Genomic DNA, 12,925 nt, shown 5'->3' on the forward strand with positions numbered 1-12,925 from the left:
TGTCACTTTATTGTATACTAAGGTCTACAAGTTCATATTCAAGATTCTCTGTCTCAAGCCTGCTTAATATGGATGGGACTTCTTCATCGATTGCCAGTACAAGTGAAGACAGTCCGTGGTAAGCAGCCTCTATGACCGATTCTTTTGCCCCGAACATCACATGGGGTTCAAGTCCTATCCTTTTAAGGGATATCAGGGACTCGACACCAACTGTCGCAATATATGATTTCGATTTTGCAAGTGATCTCAAACGCTCCACATCAACATTCCGTGACCCGCCTCGCTCCACTCTTGGTATCCTGCAAACAGTGATGCTTGCATTTTCAAGGTCAATAAGGCCCATCAGATCAGTAACTCCGACATCTTCTCCTTCCTTTGCCTCTGATATGGTAGTTCCTGTTGCGTTGGTCACATCGGTGGTACTTACATATAGCAATCCATTCTCCATTCTCAGGTAGACCTCCTTACCTTCATCAAGGTCTTCCCTGGCAATTGCTGTCCAGGTGGATACGTGGCTTATTATGTCACTCATAACATAACGTGCGTATCTCTTCATGTCTGCAGCATTCTCAAGTACCCATTCGACACCTTGTTTTGTGATTCTGTACCTGACTCTTCCTTCTGAGTATATCAAGCCTTCAGCGACCAGTTCTTTTATGTATTCGGATACTGCCTGAGGTGTAACTCCTATCTTCTCAGCAATTTCCTTTTGTCGTACATTTGGCTGATGTGCAGCCACTTCTATAAGGATCTGGAATTTTGTGATACCACTTTTGCTGTGAAGAAGTTCTATCATTCTGCTTCCCCTTCATTTATCGTCTTTAGTCTCTGTCCCATGACCGAAAGCTTGTCAGACCTGCGGGCAACTGCACGGATATACAATGGACTCTTGTTCAATGCTCTTGTGAGGCTGCTCATTGAATCATTGCCCTGTTCTACCAACCTTTCCAGTTCTTCAATAGCATCCTTCACTTCTTCATAAGGCATGAAGGTCAGCATTATAATATCACTCATATCTTCAAAAGAGCACTGAAAATTGGTCTGAACCTTAGAATAGGATGAACGGTATTCTTTCTCAGGGGTTTTACCAGGTTCCGGCATATGCCACTGGCTTTCTATCAAACCGCTTTTTTTGAGCACATTAATGCTTTTTGTTACATCTGTTCCTAAAAGCTCTTCCAGTTCTTCCTTTGTCATCCATAGGTTCAGAAGTGAATCAAATACTTTTTTGTGTCTCTTGGATCCAAAGACTTGAAGCAGAGGTACGAGTTCGGAAGGGTCATTAATAATTCGTGTTCGTTTACTCATTTAATTACCTCATTTGTATCAACGGACCTGGTATAAATAGACACAATTGAACTTCTTACCTTGTTCATGTGGGTTATTGCCCACTTGTTGCCTATTTTAGTACCTATCATATTGGAGGTTAAACTTAATAAATGTGTTGTGGTTTCATAAAGTTTCGAAACAGATTTTCACCTGTCCTGTATTCCAGTTAAAAGAAGGTATCTTCCTTTTCATGGTACCGGCTTTTTCATGTAATGCCTGGGTAACAATCGGGAGAGCAATAGTTGCATCAACAAATACCTGAATTTTCTTTGCCTCTTTTGCAATTTTGCCCCACGAGACCGCTTCATCGAATGTGCAGCCTGAAAGTCCTCCCCAATGTGGAACATCAGTTGTATACTGGATGGCATATTCATGTCCTGCGACATCATGTCCCATAATTGAAGCAACGACCTCGGTCTGCTGGATGAAGTTCTTGGGAACTCCGCCTCCGACATAGATCACACCCGTCTTTTCAGAAAGCTCCACCATTCTTGTTATCTCATCAACATCTTTTATCTGGTCGATATTGACATTACATCCAAGTCTTCTGGCAATTGTGAGGCCGATTCCTATCGAACTGTCACAAAGAGCAGGTATGAAGATGGGTACATTGTACCTGTAAGCGCTGGCAATGATGGATTGGTTATCGCCTTTCTCTGATATCTCCTTTCCCAGCAGGTGAATGAACTCTCTGGATGAATACTGTTTCCCATCATGCTTTTTTGCAAATTCCGCAATGAAATGATCCGTATTCCTGAATTCTTCCTCATAGGCAAACACATCATATATCCTGTCAACACCATGTTCAAAAAGCTCCTCATCATTTGCCATATGGGACCCAACATAGTGTTTCAGTCCAAGGGCCTCATGACAGTCATGGAATACATTTGCACCGGTACTCACCAGACAGTCTATAAGACGGTTCTCTATCAGGTATGTAATGGTTTTCCTCATGCCGGCTGGTACCATTGCCCCACTAAGTCCCATGAAAATGGTTACATTTTCTTCTTTAAGCATGTTTTCCCATGCTTTTACGGATTCTGCAAGTTTCCTTCCCTGAAATCCCGTGTATTGCATAGCATCCATCAGATCACTGACGGACCTGTCCATGATCTCTACCGGACGTGTAGGGTTTTTGGTGAATATCGGTATCTGCATTCTATCCTCCCAGGTGTGTACAAATGACAAATTAAGCTTGACTTAGGATATTATATTTGATGTTGTATTACTATATTTCCAGGTTTCCGGATCCAGTATCTAAAAACTCCATAAGGATACTATCAGCAAAGTTGGAAATGCCGATGATATGATAACAGGGGTCATTTATTTATACGCCGGATAATTATTCTTCATATTGATTATTTAGTTCTCTGTGAGCATGTAAGGGACACTAATAACGTCATTATTGCTTTTAAATCTACCTATATTGTGTCTGAAAATATCTCCTCAGATTTTCTTTGGGAAGTACCGTCAAGTATATCAGGTTTGTTATCACTTATGATAAAGTCAACATGTCTGATAATATCCACCAACTCATCAATGAAATTCTCAGGGGAAGGCAGCTTTCCATAAGTGGTGTGACCCGCGAGCTAAAAGATCGGGGAATAGATGAGCATCGCCTTGTTATGACAGGGTACCTGCGAGCACTCAAGGACCTCAGGATCTTAAATGAAGTTGAGATTCCCCCTTCAAAGGTATACAGTATCCTGGAAACAGAACGAAGTGATAATGAAGATATATATTCATTGATAGGTGAACATATAAGAGCTGTTGAACCCTCTCTTATGATCCCCGTAGCTATTTATGTCCTGTCAAAAACACTTGAAAGACCCATCTTCAAAGAAGAGTTCATCAAAATAGGTTTCAGTGCCAAGACTCTGGCAGATTATCTTTCCTCACCAAACTGTGCGCTCAGGATCACAGACAAGAATCCAAAAGAATATGCAGCAGGCATCACTAAGATAAAAATATCTCAGGGAGAGCCTGCCTATGAGCTTAAGGCTGTGAATCCGGATATAATTAAGAATTCCAATTGCATATTCATCAAGATAGTCAGGAGTTCTGCTGACCTGAGCGGACTGATGCCTAAGACCAAATCCACATCCATAACAGACTTTGGATAATGCTATGTGGGTTCATCATGACCAACAGAAGACAGAACTACCTGCTGTATGCGGCAGGATGTGTTCAGAGAGGGATACTGGAACATTCTTTATGTAAAAGGCCCTGATGATATCTGTAACACTCCTGTGCATGATATAATACCACACATCTGTCCGAAAGGTTTAGAAGGATTAACTGATCTGCCATGAATAGCATAAATGTAGCCTGCATCCAGATGGATGTAATCGATTGCAATAAAGCAGCCAATATCTCAAAAGCCCTTGCCATGGCAGGGGATGCAGTGTCAAAAGGTGCTGAACTCCTGGTATTTCCGGAAGTCTTTTCCACTGGTTTCTGTTACGGAAACATGGAAAGGTCTGCTGAGTCGTTAAAAGGTGACACATTAGCTAAAATGTCGGATTTCTCAAAAAAACACGGATGCATACTTGTTTTCTCTATAATTGAAAAAAATATGTCTTCTGACTCCGCTTATTATAATCTTGGGGTTTGCATGGAGGATGGAGAGGTTGTAGGGACATACCGAAAGACGCATCCTTTTAAAAAAGAAAAACAATACTTTTCCCCGGGGGATGCAATCTACCCTATTATGTTAAAGAGAAGGGACCTTACAATCGGTCTTCAGATATGTTATGAGATAAGGTTTCCGGAAGTTGCCAGGAAACTAGCTCTGCAAGGCTCTGATATCCTTGTGACAATTGCCGAGTTCCCTGCTCCAAGGCAAAATATATGGAGATCATTAGCAATGGCCAGGGCAATAGAGAACCAGATACCACATGTTGCCTGCAACAGGGTCGGGAATTGTTCCGATCCCTCCTCCTCATTCTTCGGAGGATCTCTCATAATCGATGCCCTTGGGGTTGTGGAGGCAGAGGCAGGGGATAAGGAAGTAGTACTTATTCATTCAGTTCAAATGGAAAAGACCTCTGATATAAGGGAGAGCATTCCTGTGTTCAAAGACAGAAGGCCAGACATATATTGAATTACTGATGCCCATTGAATTCTGTTTTATAAATCTTGAAACTTTCATGTTCTCAAAGCTTTGTCTTTTGCAGAGTCACCGCAAATGTTGTTCCACTAGCCTCTGGTCCGTCCCTGACTTCCACTGTCCCATCGTGAAGCTCTATCACACGCTTGACAATGGCCAGTCCAAGCCCGGATCCTTTTACATTGACTTTATGCGCTCTTTTGAACCTGTCAAAGATATATGGCTTTTCTTTATCAGGTATTCCTTCGCCTTCATCGGTGATGGATACTTCCCACGAATCAGTCAGATCTTTGATATCTATACTTATCTTGCTTTCTTGCGGGCTATATTTTATGGAGTTGCCGATAAGATTGGAAAAAACATCCTCTATAGTGCTATGCAAATCAGCGGGATATTCTCCTTCAGGGCAGAATACTATTTTCATCTTCTTCTCATCCAGTTTTGGTTTGAGATTGTCTATGACCTCTTCGATCACTTTCTTCAGATCAGCAGTTTCAAATTCCAGTTCCTCAAGGTTTTCAAGCTTAGCAAGATGTGCGGCATTCTCAATGAGGCTGATAAGTTTTAGGTTGTTCCTTTCAATGGCCTGAAGTGCCGTTCTCCTCCTTTCCTCCTTCTCTCCTTCTATCAGGTACTCAACATAGCCCTTGATGACAGTAGCAGGATTTATAAGGTCGTGCCGGAGTATGTCTGTAAAGAGATCTTTAAGTTCATTGGAGTGTTTCAGCTCAAGGGAATACTTTTTTAGTTTTTCCTCAGCTGTTTTTCTCTCCCTTATCTCTATTTCAAGTTCCCTGTTCTTGAAATTAAGTTCGGATGTTTTTTCTTCCACTTTGTTGCGCAGGGTCAGGCTCAGTACGACAAATAATAGCAGTAATCCTATTCCCATACCTGCCGAAAATTTAAGCCATGACGGACTCTCCCAAGTTGTCAATTCAGCTTCCTGTGTTACCTGTAGCCCTGTCTCTGGCATATAATGTGTTGTCTGGTTTTCAACAGGAATCTGGCGTATATTCTTATCGATGACCCCTGGAATTTCGGGATCTGCATTCTTTGGTAAGGCAAAGACCATATCAGTTGGAGATATGACCAACGCTATCCTGTCGATATCATACCTATCTTCATGTATCCTGGCATAGGACCTTGCTATTATTCCTGCATCTGCATCCCTGTTACTTACCATCTCAAAGACTACTCTGTAATCGGAAGCCTTTAAAAATACATAATTGGAACTTGAATTTCCCAGGCTCACATTGAAATTATGAAAAAAGATATCATCACAATATGCTATCCTTCTGCCTTCAAGGCTTCTCATGGAGTCGATGCCTGATCCCTTATATGTGTAAACCTCTCCCCAATCCCTGAGCAATGCTTCTGAGGTAAGTGTGTACCTTTGTGCCATTTCTGGCGTGTAGGGGATGGCTGGCAGTATATCTATGGTACCGTTATCCAGTCTGGCAAGTCCCTCTTCAAGTGTGCCCGGAACATATTCAAGTTCCCAGCCTTCCTTTGCAGCGATATTCTCCAATATATAAATATAAGGTCCTGCGGCTCTTCCATCCTTATCAACAGTAATAAATGGCTCTTTGTGAAAGACACCTGTCTTTACCTCTTTTGCTGAAGCACTTGCAGACGTCCCGTAAGCCAGTAAAGAGCATACAACAATGAACGCAATAAGGACCTTAAAGATTATTTTTTTATTCCTGAACCAGTATTGTTCCCGAATTATGACTCTTCCATGTATTTGGTTACGATGTTATTTTATATTATGTTAATATATATTTATCGTATTTATTCTTGTAGTCATAACTGCATACTTTTATAAAAAATACAAAGTTGCCGGCTCCCATCATCAGCAACTACACAATAAAGATCACTCCAGATATATAGCGGGTCTGAGGGGCAATGCAAACCTTGACTTGTTCTCCGGGTCATATTCCGGTTCATCGGCAGTATATACCTGTATCGGACAACCTATCTCATTAGATAGACAGCCGATATTCTCTCTCAGGATGGTCGTCTCATCAAGTTTCATGTCAAGCATCATTTCAAACCTTTCGGTCTTCATGCTGGAAACATCGGGCACGATCTTCTGGACGTACTTTGGTATTTCCTTGCCATGTTTGCGGTTCTCGGGATCTGCCATCAATGTCTTAATGAGCTTTCCGGGATTAAGATCCTCGTTGTGTTTCATTTCAAGTGCTATCTTAAACGCATTTACTTTCCACTGTGGTGCGGTGTAAAGTACAGCCATTTTCGGAGTGAGCTTTGTGACCTTGATTATCTCTTCTATGTCTGCAAGTGTACCGCACATAAGCTCTTCAGCAAGCTCGGCATCGTTGTCAATGAAGCGCGGACAGAATATAGGATAAGCTGCCTGGGAAACAAAATCCCCTTCTTCATGACCCATTGCAGACCATATCTCTTCGCAGACATGTGGTGTGAATGGTGCCATAAGACGCACCCATACATCAAGGACGTCGTAAAGGACTGTGCTGCCACCTCTTCTCTGATACCATTTCACATCGTTATAGAGCAGGAAGAACGCATTCTGCAGTGCTCCTCTTGTCCGGATGGATGTCATGTCATTGTTCGTCTCCCTGACACACTGCTGAAGCCTGCTGAGCATCCAGCGGTCAATGAGCTTTAGTTCGCCTTCGATCCCGGTAGTTACTCCGGAATCTATTATCTCCTTTGCAAGTTTATAGAACCTCTCAACCTGTTTCCTGGCGCTTTCGACTCCGGCATTTCTCCAGTCAGCGTCTTGGGTCTGTTCTGCACTTGAAAGGATATACATGCGTGAGACGTCGGCACCATATGTATCAACGGCTTCTCTTAGTGTTAGTATGGGTCCCTTGGATTTACTCATCTTCTGTCCTTCCAGGGACACAAATCCATTGACTGCAAGAGCACGTGGCCATTTATCCTCTTCAAATATTGCCACATGGTGGAACAGGAAGAACAGCAGGTGGTTCGGTACCAGGTCCTTTCCGGAAGATCTCAGGTCTACAGGGTACCAGTAATCAAAATCTGACTTTATGTTCGCAATCAGTGTTTCGGCAAGGCCGGTGTCTATTGCAGCCTGCTGCACCGATCCCTTCCCGAGGAGCACATAATCAAAAAGTGAAGGGGTAAGTTGCTCTGTTTTGATCCCCTGGGTAAAGAATTTGTTTGTGATGTAATATGACATGTAAATGGTGGAATCACCAAGTGATTCGATCAGCCAGTTAGTATCAAATGGCAACCTGGTACCAAGTCCTTTCTTCCTGGCACATGCCTTGTCCTTTAGCCAGTCTACCTTGTTGTTGAACTCGACCCTGATCTCTTCAGGGATGATGTTCATATTCTCTATACATTTGTAGACCTTATCTTTCCATTCAGGGTTGGAATAGTTAAGGAACCACTGTCCTTTGACCATATTCACCACACATGGCGTTCCGCAGCGGCAGACCACAGGTTCGCTGAACTCGTAGAATACCTCTCCAATGCCTTCATCAAGCAGGTCACGTGTAAGTATGTCCTTTATCTTTGAAACAGCCACACCTGCATACTTCCCCGTGTTCCCTTTAAGGATACCACTGTGGAATTCGCGGCGATATACGATCTTTGTTGCCTCTTCAGCCTTTGGGTCATTCTGGTCTTTGACTCCCAGTTGTTCAACAGCTTCAACTGCCGGATATTCTCCGAAATCCTTTGCCTCTATGAGTGAGATCAGCTCAATGCTCTGCAAGTCTTCTGTTATCCCGTACTCTGACAGGTCCCTGTCGTAGAGATCCTTAAGCGCAAGATAATCATAAGGTGCATGTGCAGGAACACTCATGACGATGCCACTACCATTTCCGGGTTTGACAAAGGATGCAGGCAGCGTGATGATATCGTTTCCTGAAAGAGGGTTCTTCACTTTGATACCAACCAGTTCTTTTCCGGCTACGTTCTCTATGAATTCCACTGTCCTGTCGGTGTAGGTGAGTTTCCCGTAGGCTTCCTGGCTTACGATCCAGATCTCTTCACGGCCTTCCTTGCTAACCTTTATCTTCGCATGTTCTATCTCCGGGTTCACCCAGAGATTCGTAACACCAAAGATTGTCTCGGGCCTGAGGGTGGCACATGGCAGCACCATGCCGTCATGCGTGAACTTTATGAGGGTATAATCCACAATGGTGGCTTCCTCTCCATGAAGGATGTCATGGTCCTCAACAGGATTGTTGTCATTTGGGCACCATTTAACAGGATGCGCACCTTTGACTATCAGTCCCTTGTCATGCAGAAGATTGAACTGCCATTCGATGAATTTCTTGTAGGTATCATCGGTGGTTGTGAACTTCCTGCGCCAGTCAATGGAATAACCTATGGAGCGCATGGCCTTTTCTGCTTCCACGCTGAAATAATCCACTATTCTTTCAGGTGTTGTAAGTGTTCCAAGTATGTCCTCAGGTATCCTGTGCAGGCGGGAATAGACATCCATTGTTTGCGGATCCTTGTTCTCAATAAGCTCTGCAAGGCCTACGATGGGTGTTCCCGTTACATGGAATCCCATTGGGTAGAGCACATTGTACCCAAGCATTCTTTTGTGTCTGGCAATGACATCCCCTATGGTAAATGTCCTTGTGTGCCCGGCGTGTAAATTACCGTTCAGGTATGGGTAGGGAATCGTTATGAAGAATTTCTCCCTCTTGTCAGGTTCAGGCTCGAATATCCTGCTCTCATTCCAACGGCTTTGCCATTTGTTCTCTATTCTATGTGCATCGTAATCCTGTTCCATTGTTGGCACCTCTCACACCGGACATGATAACCGCATGAGTTCAATATATTAACTCATTCATGTCTGATATTAAGTTTCTGTACCCATCCTGAAAGACAGTCATTTCGTATTGATATAGACACATAGTACATGTGCACATAGGACTATCGGCAAGAAAGCTTCAGGTGATACATTAATTGTTTTTCCATTATTGTTTTATGTGGTAATAAATAACAACCTACATAAAACATACGGAAAAAGCAATAACGATGTATCTGAATGTGCTCCTTTTTAAAGCAATACATGTATCTTATGTTTGTATCCTGTATGCTTTTAATTTTTGATTTCATTTCCATTTCCTTATCATCTGCTCGCCGCAGAAAGGACATCTGACCTCTCCTTCTCCGCAGCTATGGCAGGGATTTACGACTTCCATGATAAAGCCACAATTATGGCACTGATAATGCTCTCCTTTATGTATGTCATTATGGTGTTTGTTCAAAGTTCTCACTCCCTATATAGCATTGGTTATATGGATTGATAATTTTATCTGTTTTAATAAGCTGAAATCCTGTAGCATGTTTTTGGACCGCTATACTTATTCTCAGGTTTACCTGTAATTCATATATGGAATTCAAGTTAGTAAGTGGCTCAGTCTGTATCCATGACGTATCGGATTTTCTGCAGGAATTAAGGTCAATATCATCTGCTCATGGCATCACCATACAGGCAATGGATGCTGACAGGGTGGCAGGGGAAAATCATGTTCGTTTTGCTGTCCACAAGGCATTGCGTGCAAAAGAAAGTAATTGTTGTATTGCACGTGATATGGGTATAGAGATAATGAGATACGCTTCGGGTAAAAGGCAGATAGAGGAAGCTTTTTCCATGGGTCTTCGCGAAGGCCGGATGAATGTGGTCTTTGTATTACTTTCGGAAAGCGGGGATTTCGATCTTTCTTCTCAGGCCCTGGAACAGATAGTTGAAGAGAGATCAGTGGTAGAGTACGGTGAACATAAAAAAACGTATTTGATTGAACAGTTCTCGATAACAGATAAAGAGCTTCAGGCTGCAGGTGAGGAACTGCTTCCGTTGCTTGTTCTGGAGAGAGTGGCTCTTGTTGATGTTCTGAAGTAGGTTTTAAATTTAATGTGTTTGCATTCCAGTATGATTTGCTGCAGTACCTCCTCCCGCGAAAATCTAATATAGTAAACATTAATACATGTGCCGTTAAATCCTCTAGTATCAAGGAACAATCCAGGAAATGTATTATTATGTCTCATCCCAAAACCGCTGAAAAGATTATAAAGTGTGCCGGACCTATTGAGTGCTCTCTTTTACCCAGATTATTACATGTTACTGAAGCAGCAGCGATTGCAGCTTCCTATCAGATGGGCCGTGGCGATAAGGAGTATGCAGACCAGGTCTCTGTGGAGGCCATGCGCAGGATGCTTAACTGCCTTGACATGAAAGGTATAATTAAGATCGGGGAAGGTGAACGTGATGAAGCACCCATGCTTTTCATAGGGGAAGAAGTGGGTACCGGAGAAGGGGATCTTGAGGTAGATATTGCAGTTGACCCCCTTGAAGGTACAAACCTGGCAGCTAACGGAACCCCGGGTGCCATATCTGTAATGGCTATGGCAGAAAGAGGCGGCCTGTTCCATGGTCCGGACATCTATATGGACAAGATAGTCGTCGGTTCGGAAGTGGTGAAATATGAAAGGGAGCACCCGGGTGAAAAAATCGATCTCGATGCTCCGGTACTTCAGAATCTGCAGATAGTTGCAAAAGCCCTCAACAGGACTGTGGATGAGCTTGTTGTGGTCATTCTTGACAGGAGCAGGCACAAGGCCAAGATCAAGGAGATCAGGGAGACGGGTGCCAGGGTGAACCTGATAAGTGATGGCGATCTGATGCCGGGTATATCAACAGCCATCCGCGGATCTGGTGTGCATATGGTCCTCGGGGCAGGTGGGTCCGGGGAGGCGGTACTTACGGCAGCTGCAATCAAGATACTTGGAGGCAAGATACTTGCAAGACTTGTCCTGCCCACAGTGGCAAATGGTGCTTCACCTGAAGAGATCGCAAGGGAAAAAGCAGAAAAGATGCCAAGGCTTGAGAAGATGGGTATCACTGAAGATAACATCAATGATGTGCTTGACACAGAGCGACTGGCTCCCGGGAAAGATATAATTTTTTCAGCTACCGGTGTTACCCCCGGTTCGCTCCTCAGGGGAGTAAACCTATTCGGAGAGGGCGATTCCAGGGTACATAGCCTGACCATGGGCAGTTCAGGCGTTGTCAAGTTCTCAGATACCATCTATATAAACGACAAAGAAAAAACACCCCTGCGATTCATATAAATCTGCTGAACCGTAAATGAAGGTAAATATCTCAACTTATGGCTGTTCTGCAAATCAGGCATCAGCCGAAATAATGAAGGCAAGTGTAAGGGACAGCGGACATGAGCTTGTCCCTGCAGAAAATGCCGAAGTGGTAGTTATCAATACATGCACTGTAAAGAATACCACTGAGCAGAAGATACTTCATAAAATAAGGGAACTTGGTGAAAAGGGGACCGGAGTAATAGTCACGGGTTGCATGCCACAGGTACAGCTTGAGGATATAATGCACCAGAATCCCGATGCACATATACTGGGTGTGAATTCCATCTCAAGGCTGGGTCATGTGCTAGATTCAATGGAACATGCAAAAGGCAGTTCCAAGGAGAACTTCAAGGTATTCATGCCGGAGCCGGAAGGTTTCCAGAGTGTTCCAAGAATTCGCTATAATCCTAATATCCATATCTGCCAGCTTTCACAAGGCTGTAACTATTCATGTGCATATTGTATCGTGACAATTGCAAGGGGGAGCCTGCGTTCATTCGGACCTGATGAGATAGTTGATGACATTAAAAGAGCAGTTGATGAAGGTTGCCGTGAGATATGGCTCACTTCCCAGGACAACGGTCAGTACGGGACCGACAGGGACGTGTTACTGCCACAGCTTCTTGAGATGATATGCAGGATCCCGGGCCAGTTCAAGATACGGGTTGGAATGATGAATCCTTTTTCAGTGACCCCTATACTTGAAGATCTGCTTGTTGCTTTTGATAATGAGAAAATATACACGTTCCTGCACCTTCCCATACAGTCAGCATCGGATGATGTCCTGAAGAACATGAACAGATATCATTCCATTTCAGAGGCCAATTACATTATTGAAAGGTTCAGGGCGCGTTTTACGGAGATGACATTGTTTACGGATATAATTACAGGTTATCCCGGTGAAACGGATGATGATTTCAGGAAGACAGTTGACTGGGTCAAAGAGTACAGGCCGGAAAAGGTCAATATCTCACGCTTCACCCCGAGGCCACTTACCAAGGCATGGGACCTTCGCAAGATAGACTCCCGTATAATCGTGAACAGATCCAATGAATTGCATGAAGTTTGTGAGGCGGTCAAACTTGAATCCCGGACCGGGTTGATTGGCAGGGAAGTTGATGTATTCCTTTCAAAAGATGCAAAGCAGGATGGAATGATGGCACGCACGGACTCATACAAGCCTGTAATTATACCTTGCTGTGGCATGGAGCCGGGTGTTACCTGTCGTGTGTTCATATATGATGCAACACCGGGTTATTTCCTTGCCAGGATCGTAAGGCCGTATTAGCCGCGTTGGTATGTCATATAAGATATGATAAGATACGATAAGAATAGATAAGATCAGATAAAATTAGA

The 12,925-nt window shown here is 43.5% G+C and carries 10 protein-coding genes; 5 read left to right on the forward strand and 5 right to left on the reverse strand.

The genetic code is table 11. The annotated features are described in order from the left end of the window. Positions 1-7: 7 nt before the first annotated feature. The 3 genes from V7O64_RS11905 to V7O64_RS11915 form a co-directional block, all read right to left on the reverse strand. The gene (locus V7O64_RS11905) at positions 8-796 is read right to left on the reverse strand and encodes a winged helix-turn-helix transcriptional regulator (RefSeq protein ID WP_407355597.1); all 789 of its coding nucleotides are present in this window, start codon (positions 794-796) and stop codon (positions 8-10) included. Next, positions 793-1,308, reverse strand: coding sequence for an ArsR family transcriptional regulator (locus V7O64_RS11910; RefSeq protein ID WP_407355598.1), 516 nt, complete (start codon positions 1,306-1,308; stop codon positions 793-795). The genes V7O64_RS11905 and V7O64_RS11910 overlap by 4 nt, the downstream gene beginning before the upstream one ends. 144 nt (positions 1,309-1,452) lie before the next feature. Next, positions 1,453-2,487 carry a deoxyhypusine synthase gene (locus tag V7O64_RS11915; RefSeq protein ID WP_407355599.1) on the reverse strand — a complete coding sequence of 345 codons (1,035 nt, stop codon included), beginning with the start codon at positions 2,485-2,487 and terminating at the stop codon, positions 1,453-1,455. Between the two features lie 353 nt (positions 2,488-2,840). Here V7O64_RS11915 and V7O64_RS11920 point away from each other — a divergent pair, with 353 nt between their 5' ends. Beyond that, positions 2,841-3,452 (forward strand): hypothetical protein, encoded by a 612-nt coding sequence (locus V7O64_RS11920; protein WP_407355600.1) that lies wholly within the window; start codon positions 2,841-2,843, stop codon positions 3,450-3,452. A gap of 185 nt (positions 3,453-3,637) precedes the next feature. Next, complete coding sequence (locus tag V7O64_RS11925) at positions 3,638-4,432, forward strand: nitrilase-related carbon-nitrogen hydrolase (RefSeq protein ID WP_407355601.1); 795 nt, start codon at positions 3,638-3,640, stop codon at positions 4,430-4,432. A gap of 52 nt (positions 4,433-4,484) precedes the next feature. On the opposite strand, the gene V7O64_RS11930 is transcribed toward V7O64_RS11925, so the two are convergent. Together V7O64_RS11930 and leuS are read right to left on the reverse strand one after the other, a co-directional pair. After that, a complete protein-coding gene (locus V7O64_RS11930; protein ID WP_407357343.1) occupies positions 4,485-6,182 on the reverse strand; it encodes an ATP-binding protein in 1,698 nt (565 codons plus the stop codon). A gap of 129 nt (positions 6,183-6,311) precedes the next feature. Further along, complete coding sequence (leuS, locus tag V7O64_RS11935) at positions 6,312-9,200, reverse strand: leucine--tRNA ligase (protein ID WP_407355602.1); 2,889 nt, start codon at positions 9,198-9,200, stop codon at positions 6,312-6,314. Between the two features lie 606 nt (positions 9,201-9,806). On the opposite strand from leuS, the gene cgi121 reads away from it, so the two are divergent. The 3 genes from cgi121 to V7O64_RS11950 all read left to right on the forward strand — a co-directional run bounded on the left by cgi121 (position 9,807) and on the right by V7O64_RS11950 (position 12,857). Continuing rightward, positions 9,807-10,316, forward strand: coding sequence for a KEOPS complex subunit Cgi121 (gene cgi121, locus V7O64_RS11940; RefSeq protein WP_407355603.1), 510 nt, complete (start codon positions 9,807-9,809; stop codon positions 10,314-10,316). Between the two features lie 137 nt (positions 10,317-10,453). Further along, a complete protein-coding gene (gene glpX / locus V7O64_RS11945; RefSeq protein ID WP_407355604.1) occupies positions 10,454-11,545 on the forward strand; it encodes a class II fructose-bisphosphatase in 1,092 nt (363 codons plus the stop codon). Between the two features lie 16 nt (positions 11,546-11,561). Then, positions 11,562-12,857 (forward strand): tRNA (N(6)-L-threonylcarbamoyladenosine(37)-C(2))-methylthiotransferase, encoded by a 1,296-nt coding sequence (locus V7O64_RS11950; protein WP_407355605.1) that lies wholly within the window; start codon positions 11,562-11,564, stop codon positions 12,855-12,857. The last annotated feature ends 68 nt before the right edge of the window (positions 12,858-12,925 follow it).

Source organism: Methanolobus sp. WCC5 (assembly GCF_045690325.1).
Lineage (GTDB): Archaea > Halobacteriota > Methanosarcinia > Methanosarcinales > Methanosarcinaceae > Methanolobus.